The organism is Enterobacter sp. 237C8 (assembly GCF_034106865.1).
Lineage (GTDB): Bacteria > Pseudomonadota > Gammaproteobacteria > Enterobacterales > Enterobacteriaceae > Enterobacter > Enterobacter asburiae_B.
The window spans coordinates 442,551-469,322 of record NZ_JAWNDF010000001.1; the positions used below are offsets into that span (position 1 = coordinate 442,551).

At 54.7% G+C, this 26,772-nt stretch carries 28 protein-coding genes and 5 tRNA genes; 23 read left to right on the forward strand and 10 right to left on the reverse strand.

Annotated elements, in window-relative coordinates:
- Positions 1–697 precede the first annotated feature (697 nt).
- From cydA to pnuC, 18 genes are all read left to right on the forward strand, one after another.
- Entirely contained in the window at positions 698–2,266 is a 1,569-nt protein-coding gene (gene cydA, locus USF70_RS02155; protein WP_023310795.1) for a cytochrome ubiquinol oxidase subunit I, read from the forward strand.
- 15 nt (positions 2,267–2,281) lie between these two features.
- Positions 2,282–3,421 carry a cytochrome d ubiquinol oxidase subunit II gene (gene cydB / locus USF70_RS02160; RefSeq protein ID WP_039261312.1) on the forward strand — a complete coding sequence of 380 codons (1,140 nt, stop codon included), beginning with the start codon at positions 2,282–2,284 and terminating at the stop codon, positions 3,419–3,421.
- A gap of 14 nt (positions 3,422–3,435) precedes the next feature.
- Positions 3,436–3,549 (forward strand): cytochrome bd-I oxidase subunit CydX, encoded by a 114-nt coding sequence (gene cydX / locus USF70_RS02165; protein ID WP_003858598.1) that lies wholly within the window; start codon positions 3,436–3,438, stop codon positions 3,547–3,549.
- Positions 3,549–3,839 (forward strand): cyd operon protein YbgE, encoded by a 291-nt coding sequence (ybgE, locus tag USF70_RS02170; RefSeq protein ID WP_010428735.1) that lies wholly within the window; start codon positions 3,549–3,551, stop codon positions 3,837–3,839. The genes cydX and ybgE overlap by 1 nt, the downstream gene beginning before the upstream one ends.
- Positions 3,840–3,987: 148 nt before the next feature.
- Positions 3,988–4,392 carry a tol-pal system-associated acyl-CoA thioesterase gene (gene ybgC, locus USF70_RS02175; RefSeq protein WP_003858593.1) on the forward strand — a complete coding sequence of 135 codons (405 nt, stop codon included), beginning with the start codon at positions 3,988–3,990 and terminating at the stop codon, positions 4,390–4,392.
- Complete coding sequence (gene tolQ, locus USF70_RS02180) at positions 4,389–5,081, forward strand: Tol-Pal system protein TolQ (protein ID WP_008501101.1); 693 nt, start codon at positions 4,389–4,391, stop codon at positions 5,079–5,081. The genes ybgC and tolQ overlap by 4 nt, the downstream gene beginning before the upstream one ends.
- Positions 5,082–5,084: 3 nt before the next feature.
- A complete protein-coding gene (gene tolR / locus USF70_RS02185) occupies positions 5,085–5,513 on the forward strand; it encodes a colicin uptake protein TolR (RefSeq protein ID WP_003858589.1) in 429 nt (142 codons plus the stop codon).
- 28 nt (positions 5,514–5,541) lie between these two features.
- The gene (tolA, locus tag USF70_RS02190) at positions 5,542–6,828 is read left to right on the forward strand and encodes a cell envelope integrity protein TolA (RefSeq protein WP_029740419.1); all 1,287 of its coding nucleotides are present in this window, start codon (positions 5,542–5,544) and stop codon (positions 6,826–6,828) included.
- A gap of 134 nt (positions 6,829–6,962) precedes the next feature.
- Complete coding sequence (gene tolB, locus USF70_RS02195) at positions 6,963–8,255, forward strand: Tol-Pal system beta propeller repeat protein TolB (RefSeq protein ID WP_008501103.1); 1,293 nt, start codon at positions 6,963–6,965, stop codon at positions 8,253–8,255.
- 35 nt (positions 8,256–8,290) lie between these two features.
- On the forward strand, positions 8,291–8,812 hold the full coding sequence (gene pal / locus USF70_RS02200) for a peptidoglycan-associated lipoprotein Pal (RefSeq protein WP_003858578.1): 522 nt from the start codon (positions 8,291–8,293) through the stop codon (positions 8,810–8,812).
- Between the two features lie 9 nt (positions 8,813–8,821).
- A complete protein-coding gene (cpoB, locus tag USF70_RS02205; RefSeq protein WP_214538228.1) occupies positions 8,822–9,616 on the forward strand; it encodes a cell division protein CpoB in 795 nt (264 codons plus the stop codon).
- Between the two features lie 161 nt (positions 9,617–9,777).
- Positions 9,778–9,853, forward strand: a tRNA-Lys gene (locus tag USF70_RS02210).
- 126 nt (positions 9,854–9,979) lie between these two features.
- Positions 9,980–10,055, forward strand: a tRNA-Val gene (locus USF70_RS02215).
- Positions 10,056–10,058: 3 nt separating this feature from the next.
- Positions 10,059–10,134: transfer RNA gene (locus USF70_RS02220), tRNA-Lys, on the forward strand.
- Positions 10,135–10,175: 41 nt separating this feature from the next.
- Positions 10,176–10,251: transfer RNA gene (locus USF70_RS02225), tRNA-Lys, on the forward strand.
- A gap of 31 nt (positions 10,252–10,282) precedes the next feature.
- Positions 10,283–10,358: transfer RNA gene (locus USF70_RS02230), tRNA-Lys, on the forward strand.
- Positions 10,359–10,580: 222 nt separating this feature from the next.
- Positions 10,581–11,624, forward strand: a complete 1,044-nt coding sequence (gene nadA / locus USF70_RS02235; protein WP_232938420.1) for a quinolinate synthase NadA — start codon at positions 10,581–10,583, stop codon at positions 11,622–11,624.
- 21 nt (positions 11,625–11,645) lie between these two features.
- Complete coding sequence (gene pnuC, locus USF70_RS02240) at positions 11,646–12,365, forward strand: nicotinamide riboside transporter PnuC (RefSeq protein WP_047061376.1); 720 nt, start codon at positions 11,646–11,648, stop codon at positions 12,363–12,365.
- Here the strand turns inward: pnuC and zitB are convergent.
- Together zitB and USF70_RS02250 are read right to left on the reverse strand one after the other, a co-directional pair.
- Positions 12,362–13,300, reverse strand: coding sequence for a CDF family zinc transporter ZitB (gene zitB / locus USF70_RS02245; protein WP_058841708.1), 939 nt, complete (start codon positions 13,298–13,300; stop codon positions 12,362–12,364). The two genes, pnuC and zitB, sit on opposite strands and share 4 nt — an antisense overlap.
- Before the next feature lie 105 nt (positions 13,301–13,405).
- Positions 13,406–13,786, reverse strand: coding sequence for a protein YbgS (locus tag USF70_RS02250; protein ID WP_032661161.1), 381 nt, complete (start codon positions 13,784–13,786; stop codon positions 13,406–13,408).
- A 304-nt stretch (positions 13,787–14,090) separates the two neighbouring features.
- Here USF70_RS02250 and aroG point away from each other — a divergent pair, with 304 nt between their 5' ends.
- Positions 14,091–15,143, forward strand: a complete 1,053-nt coding sequence (aroG, locus tag USF70_RS02255) for a 3-deoxy-7-phosphoheptulonate synthase AroG (protein WP_024908788.1) — start codon at positions 14,091–14,093, stop codon at positions 15,141–15,143.
- A 61-nt stretch (positions 15,144–15,204) separates the two neighbouring features.
- On the opposite strand, the gene gpmA is transcribed toward aroG, so the two are convergent.
- The 7 genes from gpmA to modE all read right to left on the reverse strand — a co-directional run bounded on the left by gpmA (position 15,205) and on the right by modE (position 22,953).
- Complete coding sequence (gene gpmA / locus USF70_RS02260) at positions 15,205–15,957, reverse strand: 2,3-diphosphoglycerate-dependent phosphoglycerate mutase (RefSeq protein WP_023310804.1); 753 nt, start codon at positions 15,955–15,957, stop codon at positions 15,205–15,207.
- A 206-nt stretch (positions 15,958–16,163) separates the two neighbouring features.
- The gene (gene galM, locus USF70_RS02265) at positions 16,164–17,204 is read right to left on the reverse strand and encodes a galactose-1-epimerase (RefSeq protein WP_143347376.1); all 1,041 of its coding nucleotides are present in this window, start codon (positions 17,202–17,204) and stop codon (positions 16,164–16,166) included.
- Positions 17,198–18,346, reverse strand: a complete 1,149-nt coding sequence (galK, locus tag USF70_RS02270) for a galactokinase (RefSeq protein WP_029739550.1) — start codon at positions 18,344–18,346, stop codon at positions 17,198–17,200. The genes galM and galK overlap by 7 nt, the downstream gene beginning before the upstream one ends.
- A gap of 4 nt (positions 18,347–18,350) precedes the next feature.
- Complete coding sequence (galT, locus tag USF70_RS02275) at positions 18,351–19,397, reverse strand: galactose-1-phosphate uridylyltransferase (RefSeq protein ID WP_033144962.1); 1,047 nt, start codon at positions 19,395–19,397, stop codon at positions 18,351–18,353.
- Positions 19,398–19,406: 9 nt separating this feature from the next.
- Positions 19,407–20,423 carry a UDP-glucose 4-epimerase GalE gene (gene galE, locus USF70_RS02280; protein WP_023334950.1) on the reverse strand — a complete coding sequence of 339 codons (1,017 nt, stop codon included), beginning with the start codon at positions 20,421–20,423 and terminating at the stop codon, positions 19,407–19,409.
- A 201-nt stretch (positions 20,424–20,624) separates the two neighbouring features.
- A complete protein-coding gene (modF, locus tag USF70_RS02285; protein ID WP_262769046.1) occupies positions 20,625–22,097 on the reverse strand; it encodes a molybdate ABC transporter ATP-binding protein ModF in 1,473 nt (490 codons plus the stop codon).
- A 67-nt stretch (positions 22,098–22,164) separates the two neighbouring features.
- The gene (modE, locus tag USF70_RS02290) at positions 22,165–22,953 is read right to left on the reverse strand and encodes a molybdenum-dependent transcriptional regulator (RefSeq protein WP_320735230.1); all 789 of its coding nucleotides are present in this window, start codon (positions 22,951–22,953) and stop codon (positions 22,165–22,167) included.
- A gap of 127 nt (positions 22,954–23,080) precedes the next feature.
- Here modE and USF70_RS02295 point away from each other — a divergent pair, with 127 nt between their 5' ends.
- From USF70_RS02295 to modC, 4 genes are all read left to right on the forward strand, one after another.
- Positions 23,081–23,230, forward strand: coding sequence for an AcrZ family multidrug efflux pump-associated protein (locus tag USF70_RS02295; RefSeq protein ID WP_023310811.1), 150 nt, complete (start codon positions 23,081–23,083; stop codon positions 23,228–23,230).
- Positions 23,231–23,408: 178 nt separating this feature from the next.
- Positions 23,409–24,182 carry a molybdate ABC transporter substrate-binding protein gene (gene modA, locus USF70_RS02300; RefSeq protein ID WP_069303833.1) on the forward strand — a complete coding sequence of 258 codons (774 nt, stop codon included), beginning with the start codon at positions 23,409–23,411 and terminating at the stop codon, positions 24,180–24,182.
- The gene (gene modB, locus USF70_RS02305; RefSeq protein WP_033144966.1) at positions 24,182–24,871 is read left to right on the forward strand and encodes a molybdate ABC transporter permease subunit; all 690 of its coding nucleotides are present in this window, start codon (positions 24,182–24,184) and stop codon (positions 24,869–24,871) included. Before modA ends, modB begins: the two co-directional genes overlap by 1 nt.
- Positions 24,872–24,873: 2 nt before the next feature.
- The gene (modC, locus tag USF70_RS02310) at positions 24,874–25,932 is read left to right on the forward strand and encodes a molybdenum ABC transporter ATP-binding protein ModC (protein WP_320735231.1); all 1,059 of its coding nucleotides are present in this window, start codon (positions 24,874–24,876) and stop codon (positions 25,930–25,932) included.
- Here the strand turns inward: modC and USF70_RS02315 are convergent, their stop codons facing one another.
- Positions 25,933–26,751 carry a pyridoxal phosphatase gene (locus tag USF70_RS02315; RefSeq protein WP_320735232.1) on the reverse strand — a complete coding sequence of 273 codons (819 nt, stop codon included), beginning with the start codon at positions 26,749–26,751 and terminating at the stop codon, positions 25,933–25,935.
- Positions 26,752–26,772 lie beyond the last annotated feature (21 nt).

Here is a 26,772-nt window from a genome sequence, read left to right on the forward strand (position 1 = left end):
ATAAAAATGTCCGTTTCGACATGGTTGGCCGCTGTAAAGCGGCCTTTTTTATTGCCTGCCGGGTGTCATGCAATAGTCACTAAATGGTGTTAATTAGAGAGGGGGGTAAAAGTAAAATAATTGTTATTTATTTACCTTAAAGAGAGCGGATGGAAAAAAACGAAAAACGCACTAAAATTTATGTCCTGAATAAATTAGGCATTCGGGCTTCTGAGTTAATAAAAATCACTTCTGTTTATATTCATCAATCGACTTGATAACCTTAATTGTATTTTATATACATATCTTTAACATGGTTTTTACTATGTTCACCGCATCAAAACACATTTAACACAACGGATTGTTTTTGATTTAAATCAATGTTTAATCCTTGGAAAAACCCATCAAAAGGCGGTAAATTGTCCCCGATCAAAATGGCCGAAAAGTGGTAATTTTGCTATAAATTGATCGCCGTCGAAAAACGTAAATGTGATTCAATAAAAACCTGTTTATTGTAAGGGTTTTGCAGCGTATTATATTTGCGGGATCAATTTGAGTTTTTTATTAACGTATTTGTAACCTCACGTCATCGTTTTTATCCTCCTTCAGGGTAATAACGACGACAAGGATGCGAATAATTTGTATTGGGGCATGCGTGTGGATCTCTCTCTGACGGGGTTCACTCTCGGAGTCTTCATGCGATGAGCAAGGAGTCATGATGTTAGATATAGTCGAACTGTCGCGCTTACAGTTTGCCTTGACCGCGATGTACCACTTCCTGTTTGTGCCACTGACGCTCGGTATGGCGTTCCTGCTGGCCATTATGGAAACGGTATACGTTCTCTCCGGCAAACAGATTTATAAAGATATGACCAAGTTCTGGGGCAAGTTGTTTGGTATCAACTTCGCGCTGGGCGTGGCAACCGGTTTGACCATGGAGTTCCAGTTCGGGACTAACTGGTCTTACTATTCCCACTATGTAGGGGATATCTTCGGTGCGCCGCTGGCCATTGAAGGTCTGATGGCATTCTTCCTCGAATCCACCTTTGTAGGTCTGTTCTTCTTCGGCTGGGACCGTCTGGGTAAAGTCCAGCATATGGCGGTGACCTGGCTGGTGGCATTAGGTTCGAACCTGTCCGCGCTGTGGATTCTGGTGGCGAACGGCTGGATGCAGAACCCTATCGCGTCTGATTTCAACTTCGAAACCATGCGTATGGAGATGGTCAGCTTTGCCGAGCTGGTCCTGAACCCGGTTGCACAGGTTAAATTCGTTCACACCGTGGCTTCTGGCTACGTGTGCGGCGCGATGTTTGTACTGGGCATCAGCTCTTACTACATGCTGCGCGGTCGTGACTTCGCGTTTGCTAAGCGCTCCTTTGCTATCGCTGCAAGCTTCGGTATGGCTGCAATCCTCTCTGTTATCGTTCTGGGTGATGAATCCGGTTACGAAATGGGTGACGTGCAGAAAACCAAACTGGCCGCCATCGAAGCCGAATGGGAAACCCAACCGGCGCCTGCTGCCTTTACGCTGTTCGGTATTCCGGATCAGGACGCGCAGGAAAACCGCTTCGCCATTCAGATCCCTTATGCGCTGGGTATCATCGCCACCCGTTCTGTTGATAAGCAGGTGACCGGTCTGAAAGAGCTGATGGTTCAGCACGAAGAGCGTATCCGTAACGGTATGAAAGCTTACTCGCTGCTGGAACAGCTGCGTGCCGGTTCTACCGACCAGGCCGTTCGCGACCAGTTCAACAACGTGAAGAAAGATCTGGGTTACGGTTTGCTGTTGAAGCGTTATACCCCGAACGTTTCTGATGCGACAGAAGCGCAGATCCAGATGGCAACCAAAGATTCGATTCCACGCGTTGCGCCACTGTACTTCGCATTCCGTATCATGGTGGGCTGCGGCATCATCATGCTGCTGATCATTGCGGCGTCCTTCTGGTCCGTGATTCGTAACCGCATCGGCGAGAAAAAATGGCTGCTGCGCACCGCGCTGTACGGTATTCCACTGCCGTGGATCGCGATCGAATCCGGCTGGTTTGTTGCGGAGTACGGCCGTCAGCCATGGGCGATTGGTGAGGTACTGCCAACGGCGGTAGCGAACTCGTCCCTGACAGCGGGCGACCTGATCTTCTCCATGCTGCTGATTTGTGGTCTGTACACCCTGTTCCTGGTGGCTGAACTGTTCCTGATGTTCAAGTTCGCGCGCCTTGGCCCAAGCAGCCTGAAAACCGGTCGCTATCACTACGAGCAGTCCACTGCGACTACTCAGCCGGCACGCTAAGACAGGAGTCATCAAATGATCGATTATGAAGTATTGCGTTTTATCTGGTGGCTGCTGGTTGGCGTTCTGCTGATCGGTTTTGCCGTCACGGATGGTTTCGACATGGGGGTGGGGATGCTCACCCGTTTCCTCGGTCGTAATGACACCGAGCGTCGAATCATGATCAACTCCATCGCCCCTCACTGGGACGGTAACCAGGTGTGGCTGATCACCGCTGGCGGCGCGCTGTTCGCTGCCTGGCCGATGGTCTACGCGGCTGCGTTCTCCGGCTTCTACGTGGCGATGATTCTGGTGCTGGCCTCTTTATTCTTCCGTCCGGTTGGTTTCGACTACCGTTCCAAGATTGAAGACACCCGCTGGCGCAACATGTGGGACTGGGGCATCTTCATCGGTAGCTTCGTTCCACCGCTGGTGATCGGCGTGGCGTTCGGTAACCTGCTGCAGGGCGTACCGTTCCACCTGGACGAATACATGCGTCTTTACTACACCGGTAACTTCTTCCAGCTGCTGAATCCGTTTGGTCTGCTGGCCGGCGTGGTGAGCGTGGCGATGATCATCACTCAGGGCGCAACCTATCTGCAGATGCGTACGGTTGGTGAACTGCACCTGCGTTCTCGCGCGACGGCTCAGGTCGCTGCGCTGGTGACGCTGGTCTGCTTCGCACTGGCCGGTGTGTGGGTGGTGTACGGTATCGATGGCTACGTGGTGACGTCTGCAATCAACCATACTGCGCCGTCTAATCCGCTGACCAAAGAAGTGGCGCGTCAGGCTGGCGCCTGGCTGGTGAACTTCAATAACACCCCTGCGCTGTGGGCGATCCCGGCTCTGGGCGTATTGCTGCCGCTGCTGACCGTGTTGACGTCTCGTCTGGAGAAAGGCGCGCTGGCGTTCGTGTTCTCTTCGCTGACCCTGGCGTGCATCATCCTGACGGCGGGTATTGCGATGTTCCCATTCGTCATGCCATCCAGCACCATGCTGAATGCTAGCCTGACCATGTGGGACGCAACGTCCAGCCAGCTGACGCTGAACCTGATGACGTATGTTGCTTGCGTGTTCGTACCGATTATCCTGCTCTACACCACCTGGTGTTACTGGAAAATGTTCGGTCGCATCACTAAAGAACATATCGAAAGCAACACCCACTCTATGTACTAAGTAAGGAGCTGAATATGTGGTATTTCGCATGGATTTTAGGGACGCTTCTTGCCTGTGCATTTGGTGTCATCACTGCCCTGGCGCTTGAGCACGTCGAAGCGACCAAAGCGGGTGAAGAAAAACACTGATGAATATTATCGCGACGCTTTACGCGGTAATGGATAAGCGCCCGCTACGGGCGCTTTCTTTAGTGATGGCATTACTGCTGGCAGGTTGTATCTTCTGGGACCCTTCGCGCTTTGCAGCGAAAACCAGCGAGCTTGAAATCTGGCACGGCTTTCTCATTATGTGGGCGGTGTGCGCAGGTGTGATCCACGGCGTGGGCTTTCGTCCGAAAGCCGTTCACTGGCAGGGAATTTTTTGCCCGCTGATTGCCGATCTGGTGCTTCTCGCCGGTTTGATTTTCTTCTTCTTCTGAATAAGAAATGTCCGTTAACGTTATGGGCTTACCCGAGCCCATAAAAATTTACTCTCCGTTTACTTTCTCCCATTCCCAACCCTCTTTCCCGCGCGTATAGTAGCGAAGTTTAAAAGCATTAACTTTTGTTGCATTACCGGGATGTAAAGTGAATACAACGCTGTTTCGATGGCCGGTTCGTGTCTATTACGAAGATACCGATGCCGGTGGTGTGGTTTACCACGCCAGCTACGTTGCTTTTTATGAACGGGCACGCACAGAGATGCTGCGCCATCATCACTTTAGTCAACAGGTGCTGTTGGCTGAGCGAGTTGCCTTCGTGGTACGCAAGATGACGCTTGAGTATTTTGCGCCTGCCAGACTCGACGATATGCTCGAAGTCCAAACTGAAATTACATCAATGCGCGGGACCTCACTGGTTTTCACGCAGCGGATAGTCAACGCAGAGAATACCGTACTGAACTCAGCTGAAGTGCTGATTGTTTGTGTTGATCCAACCATAATGAAGCCTCGTGCGCTTCCTAAGTCTATTGTCGCGGAGTTTAAGCAGTGACTGACATGAATATCCTTGATTTGTTCCTGAAGGCAAGCCTTCTGGTTAAACTTATCATGTTGATTTTGATTGGTTTTTCAATCGCATCCTGGGCCATCATCATCCAGAGAACGCGTATCCTCAATGCCGCTGGCCGTGAAGCTGAAGCGTTTGAAGATAAGTTCTGGTCGGGTATTGAGCTTTCTCGTCTGTATCAGGAAAGCCAGGGACGCCGTGAAAACCTTACAGGCTCCGAGCAAATTTTTTATAGCGGTTTCAAAGAGTTTGCTCGTCTGCATCGTGCAAACAATCATGCGCCGGAAGCGGTTGTAGAAGGTGCCTCGCGTGCGATGCGTATCTCTATGAACCGTGAGCTGGAAAATCTCGAAACGCATATTCCATTCCTCGGCACTGTCGGTTCCATCAGCCCGTATATCGGCCTGTTTGGTACCGTGTGGGGGATCATGCACGCCTTTATCGCGCTGGGCGCGGTGAAGCAGGCGACGTTGCAGATGGTTGCACCGGGTATCGCTGAAGCACTGATTGCGACCGCTATCGGTCTGTTTGCGGCAATTCCTGCGGTTATGGCTTATAACCGTCTGAACCAGCGCGTGAACAAACTGGAACTGAACTACGACAACTTTATGGAAGAGTTCACTGCGATTCTGCACCGTCAGGCGTTTACCAGCACCGAGAGCAACAAGGGGTAAACCATGGCCAGATCGCGTGGACGAGGTCGTCGCGAGCTCAAGTCCGAAATCAATATCGTTCCACTGCTGGACGTCCTGCTGGTACTGCTGCTGATCTTCATGGCGACAGCGCCAATCATTACTCAGAGCGTGGAAGTGGATCTGCCGGATGCGACAGAATCACAGGCGGTGAGCACCAATGACGATCCTCCGGTTATCATTGAGGTTTCCGGCGTAGGGCAATACAGCGTCGTGGTAGAGAAAGATCGTATGGATCAGCTGCCGCCTGAGCAGGTTATTGCTGAAGCGCAGCGTCGTCTGGAGTCAAATCCGAAAACGGTCTTCTTAATCGGTGGCGCGAAAGACGTACCCTACGATGAAATTATTAAAGCGCTGAACTTGCTACATAGTGCGGGTGTTAAGTCAGTTGGCTTAATGACCCAACCTATTTGATCATCCGCGTAGTTTTTGGGAACCGATAGTGTCAAAGGCAACCGAACAGAACGACAAGCTTAAGCGAGCGATAATCGTCTCCGCAGTGCTGCACGTGATTCTCTTTGCAGCGCTGATCTGGAGTTCGTTCGACGAGCATATTGATGCATCAGCCGGCGGCGGTGGAGGGTCTTCCATTGACGCCGTGATGGTGGATCCCGGTGCGGTAGTACAGAACTATAATCGCGAACAGCAGCAGAAGGCGAGTGCCAAACGGGCTGAAGAGCAGCGTGAAAAACAGTCGCAACAGCAGGCGGAAGAACTGCGTGAAAAGCAGGCCGCAGAGCAGGAGCGTCTGAAGCAGCTTGAGAAAGAGCGTTTGCAGGCGCAGGAAGCTGCGAAAGAGCAGGCGGAACAGCAGAAGCAAGCCGAAGAGGCCGCGAAGAAAGCACAGGAACAGCAAAAGCAGGCGGAAGAGGCGGCAGCAAAAGCCGCAGCGGACGCGAAAGCACAGGCTGATGCCCAGGCAAAATTAGCGGCAGAAGCGGCGAAGAAAGCCGCTGCTGATGCTCAGAAGAAAGCTGAAGCGGAAGCCGCGAAGAAAGCCGCTGCCGATGCTCAGAAGAAAGCTGAAGCGGAAGCCGCGAAAAAAGCCGCTGCCGATGCTCAGAAGAAAGCCGAAGCGGAAGCCGCGAAAAAAGCCGCTCAGGAAGCAGAGAAGAAAGCTGCTGCCGAGGCCGCGAAGAAAGCGGCTGCTGCTGAGAAAGCGGCTGCAGAAAAAGCTGCCGCCGCTGAAAAAGCCGCTGCCGATAAAAAAGCTGCAGCTGAGAAGGCTGCCGCCGATAAGAAAGCTGCAGCTGAGAAGGCCGCTGCCGATAAGAAAGCTGCTGCTGATAAAGCGGCGGCCAAAAAGGCCGCGGCTGCTGAAAAAGCCGCTGCTGCCGCAGGGGTTGACGATCTGCTGGGCGATTTAAGCTCCGGTAAGAATGCACCGAAAACGGGCGGTGGGGCGAAAGGAAACAACGCAGCGCCGACGGGAAGTGGTAACACTAAGAGTAACGGTGCGACAGGGGCTGAAATCAACGGTTATGCCGCGCAGATTAAATCCGCTATTGAAAGCCGATTCTATGATGCGTCTTCCTATACCGGTAAAACGTGTACGTTGCGTATAAAACTGGCTCCGGACGGCATGCTGCTGGATATCAAGTCTGAAGGTGGCGACCCGGCTTTATGTACTGCGGCCCTGGCTGCAGCGCGTCAGGCGAAGATGCCTAAACCGCCGTCTCAGGCAGTTTACGAAGTCTTCAAAAATGCGCCGCTGGACTTCAAACCTTAAGTTACATTTTCCCCGTGCAAACGGGGAAAAATAGACCAGGTTTAGTCACAGGGTTCTGGTAGTTTTGTCTATTTGAGTTTGTTAACATTCTGCTAAATTATCGTGGGTAAGGTTACCCGGATAAGGGAGATATGATGAAGCAGGCATTACGTGTAGCATTTAGTTTTTTAATGCTGTGGGCAGCAGTACTGCACGCAGAAGTACGTATCGAGATCACCCAGGGGGTGGACTCGGCACGCCCAATCGGTGTTGTTCCGTTCCAGTGGGCCGGTCCTGGCGCTGCACCTGAAGATGCCGGTGGCATCGTGGCGGCTGACCTGCGTAACAGCGGTAAATTCAACCCGTTAGATCGTTCTCGTCTGCCTCAGCAGCCGGGCAGCGCGCAGGAAGTACAGCCTGCAGCATGGTCTGCACTGGGTATTGATGCCGTGGTTGTGGGTCAGGTTACGCCTAACCCGGACGGCTCTTACAACGTGGCCTGGCAGCTGGTGGATACCGGCGGTGCACCGGGTACCGTTCTGGCACAGAACTCTTACAAGGTCACTAAGCAGTACCTGCGCTACGCGGCACACGCTGCCAGCGATGCGGTATTTGAAAAACTGACCGGCATTAAAGGGGCGTTCCGTACCCGTATTGCTTATGTGGTGCAGACCAACGGTGGTCAGTTCCCGTATGAGCTGCGCGTATCTGACTACGACGGCTACAACCAGTTCCTGGTGAAACGTTCTTCTCAGCCGCTGATGTCTCCAGCCTGGTCTCCGGACGGTTCTAAACTGGCCTATGTAACCTTCGAAAGCGGCCGTTCAGCGCTGGTTATCCAGACGCTGGCAAACGGAGCTGTTCGTCAGGTGGCGTCTTTCCCACGTCACAACGGTGCACCTTCCTTCTCTCCGGACGGGTCTAAACTGGCGTTTGCGCTGTCAAAAACCGGTAGCCTGAACCTGTACGTGATGGACATTGGCTCTGGCCAGATCCGTCAGGTGACCGACGGTCGCAGCAACAACACTGAACCTTCATGGTTCCCGGATAGTCAAAACCTGGCGTTTACTTCTGACCAGGCTGGCCGTCCACAAATCTATAAAGTCAACATCAACGGCGGTGCTCCGCAGCGTATTACCTGGGAAGGTTCGCAGAACCAGAACTCAGACGTGAGCAGCGACGGTAAATTTATGGTAATGGTGAGCTCCAACGGTGGGCAGCAGCACATTGCCAAACAGGATCTGGTAGCGGGTGGCGTTCAAGTTCTGTCGTCAACGTTCCTGGATGAAACGCCAAGTCTGGCACCTAACGGCACGATGGTAATCTACAGCTCTTCTCAGGGGATGGGATCTGTGCTGAATCTGGTTTCTACAGATGGGCGTTTCAAAGCGCGTATTCCGGCAACTGATGGACAGGTAAAATCACCTGCCTGGTCGCCGTATCTGTAAATAATAATTAATTGATTACTAAAGGAATCATAGAAATGCAACTGAACAAAGTGCTGAAGGGGCTGATGATCGCTCTGCCTGTAATGGCAATCGCAGCGTGTTCTTCTAACAAGAACGCCAGCAATGACCAGAGCGGCGAAGGCATGATGGGTGCCGGCACCGGTATGGACGCGAACGGCAATGGCAACATGTCTTCTGAAGAGCAGGCGCGTCTTCAGATGCAGCAGCTGCAGCAGAACAACATCGTTTACTTCGATCTGGATAAATACGACATCCGTTCTGACTTCGCTGCGATGCTGGATGCTCACGCTAACTTCCTGCGTAGCAACCCATCTTACAAAGTCACCGTAGAAGGTCACGCGGACGAACGTGGTACTCCAGAGTACAACATCTCCCTGGGTGAACGTCGTGCTAACGCTGTTAAAATGTACCTGCAGGGTAAAGGCGTTTCTGCTGACCAGATCTCCATCGTTTCTTACGGTAAAGAAAAACCTGCAGTACTGGGTCACGACGAAGCGGCTTACTCCAAAAACCGTCGTGCCGTACTGGTTTACTAAGAGAATTGCATGAGCAGTAACTTCAGACATCATCTGTTGAGTCTGTCGTTACTGGTTGGAATAGCGGCCCCCTGGGCCGCTTTTGCTCAGGCACCAATCAGTAGTGTCGGCTCAGGCTCGGTAGAAGACCGGGTCACTCAACTCGAGCGTATTTCTAACGCTCACAGCCAGCTTTTAACCCAACTCCAGCAACAACTTTCTGATAACCAAAACGATATTGACTCTCTCCGCGGCCAGATTCAGGAAAGCCAGTATCAGTTGAACCAGGTTGTGGAACGTCAGAAGCAGATTTTGCTGCAGATGGATAGTCTGAGCAGCGGTGGTGCAGCAGCACAAGCACAGCCAGCCGCGGGCGATCAGACCGGTGCGGCGACATCAGCTCCGGCTGCGGATGCTTCTGCTTCAACAGGTGCGCCTGTACAGAGCGGTGACGCGAATACGGACTACAACGCGGCCATTGCCCTGGTGCAGGATCAATCTCGTCAGGATGACGCGCTTGCTGCGTTTCAGAACTTTGTTAAGAAATACCCTGATTCCACTTATCAGCCAAATGCGAATTACTGGCTCGGTCAGCTGAATTACAACAAGGGTAAAAAGGACGATGCGGCGTTTTATTTTGCCTCTGTGGTGAAAAATTACCCGAAATCGCCAAAAGCGCCTGATGCGATGTATAAAGTGGGCGTCATCATGCAGGACAAAGGCGACATTGCGAAAGCCAAAGCGGTTTACCAGCAGGTGGTCTCCAAATTCCCGGGTACCGAAGGTGCTAAGCAGGCGCAAAAACGTCTGAATTCGATGGGATGATTATCGCATGACCAGAAATCGCGTTATTTCTGGTCGTGCAGCATGATTCGTAAGCAGTTAAGTGATCTTCATCGAAATTTTTGTTGCGCTGAATTCTTAAATCAGTAATATATGCCGCCGTTGCCACGGGATATCAAACAACGTGAAAACAGCGTAAAAGTGGGTCGTTAGCTCAGTTGGTAGAGCAGTTGACTTTTAATCAATTGGTCGCAGGTTCGAATCCTGCACGACCCACCACTAAGTCAGGTGGAAGTAGTAGTAAAACGTGAAGGATAACGTTGCGTCAGCAACGGCCCATAGGGCGAGGCGAAGCCGAGTCATCCTGCACGACCCACCACTTAACGCACACCAGCAGTACAGAGTGGGTGATTAGCTCAGTTGGTAGAGCATCTCCTTTACACGGAGGGGGTCGGCGGTTCGAGCCCGTCATCACCCACCACTCGGGTCGTTAGCTCAGTTGGTAGAGCAGTTGACTTTTAATCAATTGGTCGCAGGTTCGAATCCTGCACGACCCACCAATTTTATTGGTTCCGAGTGATAATTCAGGCAACACCCAAAAGGGTCGTTAGCTCAGTTGGTAGAGCAGTTGACTTTTAATCAATTGGTCGCAGGTTCGAATCCTGCACGACCCACCAGCCTGAATAAATTTGAAGTACATCCCGCAAGGGGTCGTTAGCTCAGTTGGTAGAGCAGTTGACTTTTAATCAATTGGTCGCAGGTTCGAATCCTGCACGACCCACCAGTGTAGAAAGGCGCCCTAAAGGCGCCTTTTTGCTATCTGCCGTCTGTGCAGGTCGGGCAAGGCGAAGCCGCTGACCGACAAATGCTATCCGCACCTATTTCCGGTGACTTTTCCTCTCATATTCGCTATCTTGTTTAGTATACAAAACACAATTGCCATGCGTTTTGCTATGTCATGCAAAAGAAAGGCAATATTGTTAAGCCCGTAAAACGAGAAGCCATAATGAGTGTGATGTTTGATCCTGAAGCCGCAATCTATCCGTTTCCGCCAAAGCCTGTCCCGCTGAGCCAGGACGAAAAGCAATTCTACCGTGAGAAGATCAAACGTCTTCTCAAAGAACGAGATGCGGTGATGGTGGCCCATTACTACACCGACCCGGAAATTCAGCAGCTGGCGGAAGAGACCGGCGGCTGTATTTCTGACTCACTGGAGATGGCACGCTTCGGTGCAAAACATCCTGCTTCCACGCTGCTGGTTGCTGGCGTGCGTTTTATGGGCGAAACGGCAAAGATCCTGAGCCCTGAAAAAACCATTCTGATGCCGACGCTTAATGCGGAGTGTTCACTGGATCTCGGCTGCCCGATTGACGAATTCACGGCCTTCTGTGACGCCTACCCTGACCGGACCGTGGTGGTTTACGCCAACACCTCTGCGGCGGTAAAAGCGCGGGCAGACTGGGTTGTCACCTCCAGCATCGCCGTTGAGCTGATTGAACATCTGGATAGCCTGGGCGAGAAAATTATCTGGGCGCCTGACCGCCATCTTGGAAATTATGTCCAGAAGCAGACGGGGGCTGACGTTCTCTGCTGGCAGGGGACCTGCATTGTGCACGACGAATTCAAAACCCAGGCGCTGGCGCGCATGAAGGCACTTTATCCTGACGCCGCGATTCTTGTTCACCCTGAATCACCGCAGTCGATTGTCGACATGGCGGACGCCGTGGGCTCAACCAGCCAGCTTATCAACGCGGCCAGAACGCTGCCTAACAGGCAGCTCATCGTGGCGACCGATCGCGGTATCTTCTACAAGATGCAGCAGGCCGTGCCGGAGAAAGAGCTCCTTGAAGCGCCAACGGCGGGCGAGGGCGCAACGTGTCGCAGCTGTGCGCATTGTCCGTGGATGGCGATGAATGGCCTGAAGGCCATTGCCGAAGGGCTCGAGACGGGCGGGGCAGCACATGAAATCCATGTGGATGCCGCCCTGCGTGAAGGTGCATTAATTCCGCTTAACCGCATGCTGGATTTTGCGGCTACACTACGTACTTAATTCAAAACGACCGGGGAAAAGATGGATTTTTTTAGCACGCAGAACATTCTGGTTCATATACCGATTGGTGCAGGTGGCTATGACCTGTCATGGATTGAGGCCGTTGGCACGCTGGCGGGATTACTCTGTATCTGGCTGGCAAGCCTGGAGAAGATCAGCAACTACGCGTTCGGGCTGATAAACGTTACGCTGTTTGCGATTATCTTCTTCCAGATCCAGCTGTATGCCAGCCTGCTTTTGCAGCTGTTCTTCTTCGCCGCCAATATTTACGGCTGGTACGCGTGGTCGCGTCAGAACAGCCAGCAGGAGGCAGAGCTGCAGATCCGCTGGCTTCCCTTGCCGAAAGCCATCGCCTGGTTTGTCGCCTGCGTGGTCGCCATTGGTTTAATGACCGTCTATATCAACCCGGTGTTTGCGTTCCTGACCCGCGTTGCCGTTTCGGTCATGTCCGGTTTCGGCCTGAACGTGACGATGCCCGAGCTCCAGCCGGATGCCTTCCCGTTCTGGGATTCCTGCATGATGGTGCTGTCGATTGCGGCGATGATCCTGATGACCCGTAAATACGTTGAGAACTGGCTGCTGTGGGTGATCATCAACGTGATCAGCGTGGCGATCTTCGCCCTGCAGGGCGTCTATGCGATGTCGCTGGAATATCTGCTGCTGACTTTCATCGCGCTGAACGGCAGCCGGATGTGGATTAAGAGCGCGCGTGAGCGAGGTTCCCACGCGCTTTCCAGCTAGTGGTGATGCTGATGTGAATGTCCGGACTGCGCCTCGTTAAGGTGGCAGTCCGGCCCGTTACAGGGCTGATACTCCATCTGGATGGTGGCGTGGCCAATTTCGTAGTGATGTTCAAGAAAATGCTGGATGCGTTCAAGCAGCGCATCGTGGTCGTGAGGCGGGATCACCTGGACGTGCAGCGTCATGACCGGTTTTTCCCCCACCAGCCAGACGTGCACGTGATGAACATTGCGGACTTCCGGGACTGAACGGCGCAGGTTGCGCTTCAGCTCGTCAATATCCATCGATGCCGGTGCCCCTTCAAGCAGTTCATTCACGCTCTCCTTCAGCAGTCGCCAGGCGCTGCGCAAGACCAGACATGACACCAGCACGGACAGAATCGGATCGACAGGCGTCCAGCCGGTGTAGAGGATCACCAGCGCGGCGACAATCGCCCCGACTGAGCCGAGCAAATCACCCAGAACATGCAGAGCCGCAGCGCGCACGTTGAGGTTCTTTTCCCCGCTGCCGCGGTGCAAAATCCAGAAGGCGAGGATATTCGCCAGCAGCCCCGCCACGGCAATCACCATCATTGTCGCCCCGGCGATCGGCTGCGGGTGTCTGAAGCGCTGTACGGCCTCCCAGACGATAAGAACGGTAATGACCACCAGCGCAATAGCGTTAACAAACGCGGCGAGGGTTGTCAGCCTCAGCCAGCCGAAGGTATGGCGCGCATTGGGAGGACGACGCGCAAACTGCACCGCCAGCAGGGCGAAGAGCAGCGCTGCGGCATCGGTCAGCATGTGTCCGGCATCAGCCAGTAGCGCCAGAGAGCCGGAAATCAGGCCGCCAATGACCTCGATAACCATAAACGTTGCCGTGACGCCAAAGGCCAGCATCAGTCGTTTAGCGTTGTCGTTGCCGGGAGAGGGTGAGTGGGAATGGGAGTGCGCCATGTCTGCTTTCCTGATGTGTTATTGTTTTTAGTGTAGCGTTTTTAATAGGTTACTCCAAAAAGAAAGGAGAGCCAGAGCTCTCCTTTTTCTTACCGAACATCCCCATTACTGGGTGGTGCCATCGGTTTTGGTATTCGCGTCGTTCCCTACTTTGTCATTAGGGTCAGGGCATTTGCCGTCCTTGCACATTGAGTTCTTATGAACCTCGTCCGAACTCATATTGTCATGATTCATGGTGCCGGAACCGCTGCCGTTGGGATGCAGCATGGTGCCTCCGGTGTTAGTGTTGCCGGTATTGATCTGGCTGTTGTCGACATTATTCGGGGCGATATTCTGTTTCGCATCAGGTGCGGGCTGGCCTGCTGCTGCCGCGGCATTCGCATCACCGTTGCTGTCTGATGTGCCCGTTTCCGCGGCCAGGACGCTGCCGCTTGCCAGAGTGAGTGTGGCGGTCAGGAAGAGGGTTGCCAGTTTTGTCATTTTCATCATGGTGCTCCTGTTCTTGTCGTTACGCTGGATAACATTCTCCAACAGTGCATCTTTTTCTGAGGCGAAAGATTCCGCCTTACGGACTTACGTCAGTAGGGAATCGCGTTTAAGCGTGTAAAATTGGTTGTTACAGTTAAAAAGCTTAGGTTAGATCTCATTTTTCGCTATTTTGTGGCGATTTTTAGGCGAATTCCAGGAATTATCTGCGTGAAGTGTAAAACCGTGTTTACACTTCCTGGTCGACAAGATAGATTGAAAGGATTGCTTTCATTACTAAAGATATGGCAGAGCTGGAAAGAAAATGAATTATCAGAACGACGATTTACGCATTAAAGAGATCAATGAGTTATTACCTCCTGTAGCGCTCCTTGAGAAATTCCCCGCCACTGAAAATGCCGCAAACACGGTTTCTCATGCTCGTAAAGCGATCCATAAGATCCTGAAAGGTAATGACGATCGTCTTCTGGTGGTGATTGGTCCGTGCTCCATTCACGATCCTGCAGCTGCGAAAGAGTACGCTGCCCGTCTGCTCACCCTCCGTGAAGAGCTAAAGGACGAGCTTGAAATCGTGATGCGCGTCTATTTTGAAAAACCGCGCACCACCGTGGGCTGGAAAGGGCTGATTAACGATCCGCATATGGATAACAGCTTCCAGATCAACGACGGTCTGCGCATTGCGCGCAAGCTGCTGCTGGAGATCAACGACAGCGGCCTGCCAGCGGCCGGTGAATTCCTGGATATGATTACGCCACAATACCTGGCAGACCTGATGAGCTGGGGCGCAATTGGTGCCCGTACAACTGAATCTCAGGTTCACCGCGAGCTGGCGTCCGGTCTTTCTTGCCCGGTGGGTTTCAAAAACGGCACTGACGGCACCATTAAGGTGGCTATCGACGCCATCAACGCAGCGGGTGCGCCGCACTGCTTCCTGTCCGTGACCAAATGGGGCCATTCCGCCATCGTTAACACCAGCGGTAACGGTGACTGCCATATCATTCTGCGCGGCGGCAAAGAGCCAAACTACAGTGCGAAACACGTGGCGGAAGTGAAGGTCGGGCTGGAAAAAGCCGGGCTGCCACCGCAGGTGATGATCGATTTCAGCCATGCCAACTCCAGCAAGCAGTTTAAAAAGCAGATGGAAGTGGGGGCAGACGTCTGCCAGCAGATTGCCGGCGGTGAGAAGGCAGTGATTGGGGTAATGATCGAAAGCCATCTGGTTGAAGGTAACCAGAACCTGGAAGGCAGCGAGCCGCTGGTGTATGGCAAAAGCGTCACCGATGCCTGCATTGGCTGGGACGATACCGATACCATCCTGCGTCAGCTGGCGAATGCGGTAAAAGCGCGCCGCGGCTGAATTCTCAGGCACAAATAAAAAAGCGCGGAAGGCTCCGCGCTTTTTTTATACCTTGCGAAAATTACTTCGCTTTACCCTGGTTCGCGACAGCCGCTGCTTTCGCCGCGATCTCTTCTGCGTTACCCAGATAGTAGTGTTTGATTGGCTTGAAGTTTTCGTCGAACTCATACACCAGCGGTACGCCAGTTGGGATGTTCAGTTCGAGGATTTCGTCTTCACCCATGTTGTCCAGGTATTTCACCAGCGCACGCAGGGAGTTACCGTGAGCAGCGATGATCACGCGCTCGCCGCTTTTCAGGCGTGGCAGAATGGTTTCGTTCCAGTAAGGCACAACGCGGTCGATGGTCAGCGCCAGGCTTTCGGTGGTTGGCAGCTCAGCGTCGGTCAGCTTCGCGTAGCGCGGATCGTGGCCCGGGTAGCGCTCGTCATCTTTGGTCAGCTCTGGTGGGGTGATTGCGAAGCCGCGACGCCACTGTTTAACCTGCTCGTCGCCATATTTCTCAGCGGTTTCCGCTTTGTTCAGGCCCTGCAGCGCACCGTAGTGACGTTCGTTCAGTTTCCAGGACTTCTCAACCGGCAGCCAGGCCTGATCCAGTTCGTCCAGCACGTTCCACAGGGTGTGGATGGCACGTTTCAGCACAGAGGTGTAAGCAAAATCAAAGCTGAAGCCTTCTTCCTTCAGCAGTTTACCCGCTGCTTTTGCTTCGCTTACGCCTTTCTCAGACAGATCAACGTCGTACCAACCGGTAAAGCGGTTTTCGTTGTTCCACTGGCTTTCGCCGTGACGCACCAGGACCAGCTTAGTTATAGCCATCTCTTACTCCTCAAGCATTTTTAGAATGATAACAATTCTCATTATATTGCCGTGGCCGTGCCACCAGCAACGCTTAACCCTAACCATAGCGAAAATAGTCTCTGAGTGTAAGATGCTTGTGAATCCAGGGTTATGATTTTGTCTGCGATCGGCGCTATTTTCAGCAAGGCGCGCAGAAAAAAGCCCTCCGGAGGGAGGGCTGGATATTAATGTGGAATAAAATGATATTCCGTCACGCTCACGTACTCTTTACCCGGACGCAGCACGCAGTCTGGCTGCGGCCATTCCGGATGGTTCGGGCTGTCCGGCAGGAACTCGCTCTCCAGCGCCAGGCCTTGCCAGTCGCTGTACTCATCGTGTTCGCGCGCCGTCGTCCCGCCGAGGTAGTTGCCTGAGTAAAACTGCAGGGCAGGGGCAGTGGTATAAACCGTCATCTGCAGTTTCTCATCCGCAGACCAGACCTGCGCGGCAGGCTGTTTCACATCGCCTTTGGCCTGCAGCAGGAAAGCGTGGTCGTAGCCTTTCACCTTGCGCTGATCGTCATCGCTCATGAAATCCTGGGCGATGGACTTCGCGCTGCGGAAGTCAAAGCTGGTGCCGCTCACGTCTTTAAGGCCCTGATACGGAATGCCCATCTCGTCAACCGGCAGATACGCATCCGCCAGGATCTGCAGCTTGTGCTCACGCACGTCGCACTGGTTACCGTCCAGATTAAAGTACGCGTGGTTGGTCAGGTTGACCGGACACGGCTTGTCGACCGTCGCACGGTATTCAATGGCGATACGGTTGTCGTCGGTCAGCGTAAAGCGCGCGGACGCGACAAGGTTCCCCGGGAAGCCCTGATCGCCATCAGGCGAATCCAGCGAGAACAGCACTTCGCCATCGTTTTGACGAACAATCTTCCAGCGGCGTTTATCAAACCCGTCCGGTCCGCCGTGCAGCTGGTTCTCACCCTGGCTTGGAAGCAGGGTGTACTGCACGCCGTCGAGTTCAAAACGGCTCTTCGCGATGCGGTTAGCATAGCGCCCGACGGACGCGCCCAGATAGGCGGACTGATTGACGTACTGCTCAGGCGAGGCGCAGCCGAGCAGTGTCTCGCGCACGCTGCCGTCCGGCATCGGTACGCGGGCAGAAAGAAGGGTTGCCCCCCAGTCCATCACCGTAACGACCATCCCCGCGCTGTTGCGCAGGGTTAACAGGCGATACGGCAGACCATCCGGTGCAAGGGTAGGTGTTTCGTTTAGCACTGTCCGGCTCCTTGTGATGCTTTACAAACATAGAAGGTTTCTTTGATACCCGTTTTTGCTTCGTACTGCTTCGCCACGGCATCCTGTACGGCAGGGACCAGCTCTTCTGGCACCAGCGCAACGATGCAGCCGCCAAAACCGCCGCCCGTCATGCGCACGCCGCCTTTGTCGCCGATGGTGGCTTTAACGATGTCCACCAGGGTGTCGATCTGCGGAACGGTGATTTCAAAATCATCGCGCATGGAGGCGTGAGATTCCGCCATCAGCTCACCCATGCGTTTCAGGTCACCTTTCGCCAGCGCGGACGCGGCTTCAACGGTACGGGCATTTTCCGTCAGCACGTGACGAACGCGTTTGGCGACAACCGGATCCAGCTCGTGCGCCACTTTGTTAAATTCATTGAGCGTCACGTCGCGCAGGGCAGGCTGCTGGAAGAAGCGGGCGCCGGTTTCGCACTGCTGGCGGCGGGTGTTGTATTCGCTGCCCACCAGCGTGCGCTTAAAGTTGCTGTTGACGATCACCACAGCCGCGCCTTTCGGCAGGGGAACGGCTTTGGTACCCAGCGAACGGCAGTCAATTAACAGGGCATGCTCTTTTTTGCCCAGCGCGGAGATCAGCTGGTCCATAATGCCGCAGTTACAGCCCACGAACTGGTTTTCTGCTTCCTGACCGTTCAGGGCGATTTGCGCGCCGTCCAGCGGCAGATGATAAAGCTGCTGGAATACGGTACCAACCGCGACTTCCAGCGACGCAGAGGAGCTTAAGCCCGCACCCTGCGGCACGTTGCCGCTGATAACTAAATCCGCACCGCCAAAGTTCTTGTTGCGCTTCTGAAGGTGTTTCACCACGCCGCGCACGTAGTTAGACCACTGCTGGCTGTCGTGCGTCACAATCGGGGCATCGAGGGAAAACTCGTCCGTCTCATTACCGTAATCCGCCGCAATCACGCGAACTTTACGGTCGTCGCGCTTCGCGCAGCTGATGACGGTCTGGTAATCGATGGCGCACGGCAGCACGAATCCGTCGTTATAGTCGGTGTGTTCACCGATCAGGTTAACGCGGCCTGGCGCCTGAATAACGTGGGTGGCAGGGTAACCAAATTTCTCAGCAAACAGGGATTGTGTTTTATCTTTCAGACTCATTTTTTTAGACTCCTGATTCGCGATAGTGGACGTCGCTAACGGCACGCAGACGTTCTGCCGCCTGTTCCGCCGTCAGGTCACGCTGGGTTTCCGCCAGCATTTCATAGCCCACCATGAATTTACGTACCGTCGCAGAGCGCAGCAGCGGCGGATAGAAATGGGCGTGCAGCTGCCAGTGTTGATTCTCTTCGTCGTTAAACGGGGCGCCGTGCCAGCCCATGGAGTACGGGAAAGAGCACTGGAAGAGGTTGTCGTAACGGCTCGTGAGCTTTTTCAGCGCCAGGGCAAGGTCGTCGCGCTGCGCGTCGCTAAGATCGGTGATGCGCTGCACGTGCGCTTTCGGCAGCAGCAGCGTTTCAAACGGCCAGGCGGCCCAGTAGGGGACGACGGCCAGCCAGTGTTCGGTTTCCACCACGGTGCGGCTGCCGTCGGCCAGCTCGCGCTGGGTGTAGTCCACCAGCATCGGCGAACCGTTTTCAGCAAAATACGCTTTCTGCAGACGGTCTTCACGCTCGGCTTCGTTAGGCAGGAAGCTGTTCGCCCAGATCTGGCCGTGCGGGTGCGGGTTAGAGCAGCCCATGGCCGCGCCTTTGTTTTCGAACACCTGCACCCACGGATAGCTCTGCCCCAGCTCTGCGGTTTGCGCCTGCCAGGTGCTGACGACCTCTTTCAGCGCGTCCACGCTCAGCTCCGGCAGCGTTTTGCTGTGATCCGGCGAGAAGCAGATCACGCGGCTGGTTCCGCGCGCGCTTTCGCAGCGCATCAGCGGATCGTGGCTTTGCGGCGCGTCCGGCGTGTCGGTCATCAGCGCGGCAAAATCGTTGGTGAACACGAAGGTGCCTTTGTAGTCCGGGTTTTTATCCCCGGTGACGCGCGTGTTGCCCGGACAGAGGAAGCAGTCCGGGTCGTGCTGTGGCAGCGTCTGTTTTGCAGGCGTCTCCTGCGCGCCCTGCCAGGGGCGCTTGGCGCGATGCGGAGAAACCAAAATCCATTGCCCGCTTAACGGGTTAAAACGACGATGCGGATGATCGACGGGGTTAAATTGCGTCATGACGGATCCTTAGTCCGGATAGCCTTGCGGGTGGCGTGACTGCCAGTGCCAGGTATCCTGTGCCATTTCATCAAGCGTGCGCGTCACACGCCAGTTAAGCTCTTTGTCGGCTTTGGTGGCATCGGCCCAGTAAGCAGGCAGGTCGCCATCACGACGCGGAGCGAAGTGATAGTTCACCGGCTTGCCGCAGGCTTTGCTGAAGGCGTTAACCACGTCCAGCACGCTGCTGCCGACCCCGGCGCCGAGGTTGTAAATATGCACGCCCGGTTTGTTGGCCAGCTGCTGCATGGCCGCAACGTGACCGTCGGCCAGATCCATCACGTGGATGTAGTCGCGCACGCCGGTACCGTCTTCGGTCGGATAGTCATTGCCAAAAATCGCCAGCGAGTCGCGGCGACCCACGGCAACCTGGGCGATATACGGCATCAGGTTGTTCGGGATGCCCTGCGGATCTTCCCCCATATCGCCTGACGGATGCGCGCCGACCGGGTTGAAGTAGCGCAGTAAGGCGATGCTCCACTCCGGCTGTGCTTTTTGCAGGTCGGTCAGGATCTGTTCCACCATCAGCTTGCTTTTGCCGTACGGGCTTTGCGGCGTACCGGTCGGGAAGCTTTCAACGTAAGGGATTTTGGGCTGATCGCCGTAGACGGTGGCGGAGGAGCTAAAGATGAAGTTTTTGACGTTCGCCGCGCGCATGGCGGAGATGAGACGCAGAGTACCGTTGACGTTATTGTCGTAATACTCGAGCGGCTTCGCAACGGATTCACCGACCGCTTTCAGACCCGCGAAGTGGATCACCGCTTCGATGGCATGGTCGTGAAGGATCTCGGTCATCAGCGCTTCGTTGCGGATGTCGCCTTCCACGAAAGTCGGTTGTTTACCGCCAAGGCGTTCAATCACCGGCAGCACGCTGCGCTTACTGTTGCACAGGTTGTCGAGGATGATGACGTCGTGACCGTTTTGCAGCAGTTGCACGCAGGTATGACTACCTATGTAACCGCTACCACCTGTTACCAGAACTCGCATATTTCGCTCCATTGGGCTTATGGTATGTAATAACCATAGCATAACAGAGACGCGAAAAGTGTGACATGGGATAAAATAGTGGAATCGTTTACACTCGTTTTCACACTCGCTTTTTTAATGACTGAGTGCATTCTAGATCAAAGAGATAGCGATGTATTGATGCAAGTTATCTGAAAAAGAGGAGGGCAGAGCCCTCCACGGTTAATCGACGTTGCTGAGAAGATAGCGATAACCCTCACCGTCCGGCACAAACTCCAGGCGATGCGTGATGCAGGCGGGGGCATCTTCGGCATGATGTGAAACGAACAGCAGCTGCGTTTCACCTTCGCTAATCAGCACGTCCACAAAGCGGCGGATAAGCTGGCGATTCAGCGGATCGAGTCCCTGCAGCGGTTCGTCGAGGATCAGAAGCGTAGGGTGTTTCACCAGCGCGCGAACGATCAGGGCCAGACGCTGCTGCCCCCACGACAGACTATGAAACGGCGCGTCAGCGACCCGGTTGTCCATGCCCAGAATATCCAGCCACTGCTGGGCCAGCTTGTGCTGTTTGTCAGACACCGCCTGATAAATACCGATGGAATCAAAATACCCGGAAAGGATCACGTTGCGTACCGTGGTACTGACCCGGTAATCCAGATGCAGGCTGCTGCTGACGTAGCCGATATGTTTTTTAATATCCCAGATGGTTTCGCCGCTGCCGCGACGCCGACCGAACAGCGTCAGATCGTTGCTATAGCCCTGCGGGTGATCGCCGGTGATAAGGCTCAGCAGCGTGGATTTTCCCGCGCCGTTAGGGCCGACAATCTGCCAGTGTTCGCCGGGATTGACCGTCCAGCTAAGACGGTTGAGGATCGGGCGATCGTCATAAGAGACTATCCCATCCCGCAGCACGATGCGCGGCTGGTGGGGATCGAGCGCATGGCGGGCCGAAGGGGCGTCAGGTTCCGGAAGCGTAATTCCGTCGAGTTGTTCACTGTGCGCGAGCTGGGCGATGAGCGCCTGCTTAAGCAGCGCGGTTTTTTCACCGGTCTCGGTCAGGTTACAGTCGGCCAGTACGCCCGCGTGCTGAATAAAGTCCGGAATTTCATCGAAGCGGTTAAGCACCAAAACCAGGGTATAGCCCTGCTGATTAAGCGACTCCAGCAGGGCCGCCAGCTGCGCACGGGACTGCACGTCAAGGCCGTCAAAGGGTTCGTCGAGGATAAGCAGCTCGGGCTCGCTCATCAGCGCCTGGCAAAGCAGCGTTTTTCGCGTCTCGCCGGTTGAAAGGTATTTAAAGCGCCGGTTGAGCAGGGCGGTGATGCCGAACCGTTCTGCCAGGCGCTGACAGCGGGCGGGATCTTTCACCTCATCCTGAATAATTTCCGCCGTCGTACGGCCGGTATCTTCTTCGCCAGGGCTGAGTAAATCAGTGTTATTGCGCTGCCACTCGTCGCTTACCAGCTTTTGCAATTGTTCAAATGACAGGCGCGTCAGGCGCGTAAAGTCGCCCTGGCATTCGCCCTTGAGGAGGGGGAGCTCGCCGGCCAGCGCGCGGGCCAGCGCGGATTTACCGCTGCCGTTAGTGCCGACAAACGCCCAGCTTTCACCCGCGCGTATCGTCAAATCAGCAATCGTCAGCGTTCGGGTATCGCTAAGACGAAACGTGCCTTGCGAAATATGCAATGATGACATGGTTTATCCCTGTTTTTGCAGCAACAGATATCAGGGATACGCACTGTCGGCGCGATTGTCAATGCGCTCAGCACAATGTGGCGATAATCACCCGGTCTGCGTTGAACCAGGCGGTAACGACAGAACCTTCTTCTAAACCGTCCGCTTCGCTAAGCGGTATCGTCGCGCAAAGCGGTTGCCCGTCTGCGAGGGTCATCAGCACTTCGCACTGCGCCTGGCCGCGTTCGATAAGGCTGATTGCGCCCTGGAGCTGGTTATCGGCCGCCTTTGCGGCGTCGGGATCGCGCGTGATATTGACCCACGGCGCTTTCAGCAGCACCAGCACCTCTTTTCCTTCATCGAGCTCAAGGCGCTCTGCGCTCTGCGCCGTTATTGCGGCCTTCAGACGGGTGGTGCCATCGGCAAGCAGGATCTCAATATGCTGCTGTACCTGGAGATTGTCGCGCGCCGTCACCGTTCCAAACCACTGGTTGCGGGCGCTGGTTTGTAACGAGAAGCGGGAAATGGCGGCCAGCAAGCTGTCCAGCGGAACGTTATCGTCGTCGCTCAACACATCGAACGCCTTTTGCTGGATCTGGGCCAGCAGATCGTAAAGCTGAATAAGGCGCTGGCCGTAACGCGTCACGATCGCACCGCCGCCGCCTTTGCCGCCTGTGGCTCTGTCCACCAGCGGGTGTTCGCTCAGGGTGTTCATTTCGTTGATGGCGTCCCAGGCACTTTTGTAGCTGATGCCCGCGTTTTTCGCCCCCTGGCTAATTGAGCCCGTTTGTTCTATTTGTTTAAGCAGGGCGATACGTCGCGGATCGGCGAAAAGCTTTTGCTGAAGTCGTAGAGTGAGAAGAATTTCGGCCTGCATAACAGTGTCCTGGCAAAAAGAGTATTGTGACCCAAATGGTGCAGGGCGCAAAGGGTACCGCACAAAAGGGGATGTTTTTCTCACTTGAAAGGGTAGAATGAGCCGTTCACAATATCTGGAGAAAACCATGTTAGAGTTGTTGAAAAGTCTGGTATTCGCCGTGATCATGGTACCAGTAGTGATGGCCATCATCCTCGGTGCCATCTACGGCCTGGGTGAAGTGTTCAACGTCTTTTCGAACATTGGTCACAAAGACCAGGCTAAAAAGCAGCATTGATTCCCCACAAAACGCCCGGCCAGTCCGGGCGTTTTGCTCTCAAGATTTTCCCGTCTACGCCGATATTATTTAACGCATCACACCGGTTTACCCCTTCAGCGGTACGATTAAACGCTGGGATCTCCCTGACGTTATCGTTATATTAAGATGTATATAACGCTACTCACAGGAGTTACAGATGGCACGTTCATGGATACGCCTTTTCGCAGGGGCAACGCTGACGCTTTCACTTACCGGACACGCGCTGGCGGACGAGGGTAAAATCACCGTCTTTGCCGCGGCGTCGCTGACCAACGCGCTGCAGGACATCGCGGCGGCGTATAAAAAAGAGAAAAACGTCGAGGTGGTCTCCTCTTTTGCCTCTTCCTCGACGCTGGCGCGCCAGATAGAAGCGGGCGCACCGGCGGATCTGTTCATCTCGGCTGACCAGAAGTGGATGGATTACGCGGCGGAGAAGAAATCGATTGATGCGACAACCCGCGAAACGCTGCTGGGGAATAGCCTGGTTGTCGTGGCGCCAAAAGCCAGCGCGCAGGCGGACTTCACCATCAACAAAGAGACCCACTGGACGAGCCTGCTGAACGGTGGCCGTCTGGCCGTGGGCGACCCGGAGCACGTTCCGGCCGGGATTTATGCCAAAGAAGCGCTGCAAAAGCTGGGTGCATGGGAGACATTGTCACCGAAGCTGGCCCCGGCGGAAGACGTGCGCGGCGCGCTGGCGCTGGTAGAACGCAACGAAGCCCCGCTGGGCATTGTGTATGGCTCTGATGCCGTTGCCAGTAAAGGTGTAAAAGTGGTCGCAACGTTCCCGGAAGACTCCCACAAGAAAGTGGAATATCCTGTTGCGATTGTTGATGGACATAAAAATGCGGCCGTGACGGCCTTCCGCGATTACCTGAAAGGGCCGGAGGCGTCCGCAATCTTTAAACGTTATGGATTTACGACTCACTGATGATATTGACCGATCCTGAATGGCAGGCTGTTCTGCTGAGCCTAAAAGTCTCTTCCCTGGCGGTTGCGCTGAGCTTGCCCTTTGGGATCTTCTTTGCCTGGCTACTGGTTCGCTGTCAGTTTCCCGGCAAAACGCTGCTCGACAGCGTGCTGCATCTTCCGCTCGTTTTGCCGCCCGTGGTGGTCGGTTACCTGCTGCTGATTTCGATGGGGCGACGCGGTTTTATCGGAGAGAAGCTCTACGACTGGTTTGGGCTGACGTTTGCGTTTAGCTGGCGCGGTGCGGTACTGGCGGCGGCGGTGATGTCATTCCCGCTGATGGTGAGGGCGATCCGCCTCGCGCTGGAAGGCGTGGACATGAAGCTCGAACAGGCGGCCCGCACGCTGGGCGCAGGGCGCTGGCGCGTCTTTTTCACCATCACGCTTCCGCTCACGCTGCCGGGCATTATTGTCGGGACGGTGCTGGCCTTCGCCCGCTCGCTGGGCGAGTTTGGCGCGACGATCACCTTTGTGTCGAACATCCCCGGCGAGACGCGAACCATCCCGTCGGCAATGTATACTCTGATTCAAACGCCGGGCGGTGAAGGCGCGGCGGCGCGGCTGTGTATTATTTCAATTGTGCTGGCGCTGGTATCGCTGATGGTGTCTGAATGGCTGGCGCGGCTCAGCCGCGAGCGGATGGGGAAATAAGCATGCTGGAACTCCATTTTACCCAGACGCTGGGAAACCATACCCTGACGCTTAACGAAATGCTGCCGGCAAGCGGAATCACCGCCATCTTTGGCGTGTCGGGAGCGGGAAAAACGTCGCTGATTAATGCCATCAGCGGCCTGACCCGCCCGCAGTCTGGCCGTATTGTCCTGAATGACCGCGTCCTGAATGACGTAGAGAATAAGGTTTACCTCTCGCCGGATAAGCGCCGCATCGGCTATGTTTTCCAGGACGCGCGCCTGTTCCCGCACTACAGCGTGCGCGGCAACCTGCGTTACGGCATGGCGAAAAGCATGGCCGGGCAGTTTGATAAGCTGGTGACGCTTTTAGGCATTGAACCTCTGCTCGACAGGCTTCCATCCTCGCTTTCCGGCGGAGAAAAACAGCGTGTGGCCATTGGCCGCGCGTTGCTCACAGCCCCCGAGCTGCTGCTGCTCGACGAACCGCTGGCCTCGCTCGATATTCCGCGTAAACGCGAACTTCTGCCTTATCTACAGCGCCTGACGCGGGAAATTAATATTCCTATGCTCTACGTCAGCCATTCGCTGGATGAGATCCTCCATCTGGCCGACAAGGTGCTGGTGCTGGAAGAGGGCAGCGTGAAGGCCTTCGGCAACCTGGAAGAGGTGTGGGGCAGCAGCGTAATGCACCCCTGGTTACCCAGGGAACAGCAGAGCAGCATTCTTAAAGTGAGCGTTCTGGAACATCACCCGCACTACGCGATGACCGCCCTGGCGCTGGGCGACCAGCATCTGTGGGTCAATAAGATCGACAAACCGTTACAGTCCGCGCTGCGAATTCGCATCCAGGCATCGGACGTCTCGCTGGTGCTACAGCCGCCGCTGCAAACCAGTATTCGAAATATTCTGCGCGCCAAAGTGGCGGAGTGTTTTGATGATAACGGGCAGGTGGAAGTGAAGCTTGAAGTCGGCAGCAGGACGCTCTGGGCGCGCATTAGCCCGTGGGCGAGGGATGAGTTAGGGATCAAACCCGGCCTGTGGCTTTACGCGCAAATTAAGAGCGTCTCGATTACCGCCTGATTACAGCAGGTGGGTATAAATGTACTGCGCGATGCTGTCGGTGGTGTTGTCGCCAATCACCACGTTGGCGCGGGCTTTTACCGCGTCGTCGGCATTGCCCATCGCCACGCCGGTACCGGCGGCTTCCAGCATGCTGATGTCGTTGTAGTTGTCGCCAAAGGCGATCACGTCACGCATCGACCCGCCCTGTGATTCCACATACTGCGACAGGCGCTTGCCTTTGCTGTTGCCTTTGCGGGCAATATCCACCTGGTCATGCCAGGACCATTCGCACTCCAGACCCAGCGTGTGTTCCACGTGTTTTGCGAAGGTATTCAGTTTGGTGGTGTCTTCATCGGTCAGGGCGAATTTCCAGATAGCCTCAACGTCCTGGGCTGCCTGACGCAGGGAGGAAACCTGGGTAAAGACCGGACGCTGCGCTTCAGGCAGGGACAACGCCCAGTTGCTGGTGCGCACTACATGGCCAGTAGGGCGCTCGTACACCATCGCGTTATCCACGTACATCAGGCCGTGAACGGCATGCTTATCCAGAAGATCGATCAGCTGCAGCGCCTGGGGAACCGGCAGCGGGTCGGATTCTAAAACCTTTTTTGCCTGATAATCATACAAATAAGTGCCATTACAACAAATTGCAGGTGTATCTAACGCCAGTGCCTGATAAAAAGGGTGAATGGCAACGTGATGTCGACCCGTTACGATAAGGAGTTGATATCCCACTTCCTGCGCGCGTTTTAGCGCCTCAAGGGAGGAGGGGAGAAGGGTTTTTTGCGGCGTCAGTAAGGTACCGTCTAAATCCAGAGCAATCACACGCGAGGTCATCTGTTTTCCCGGGTTAATATT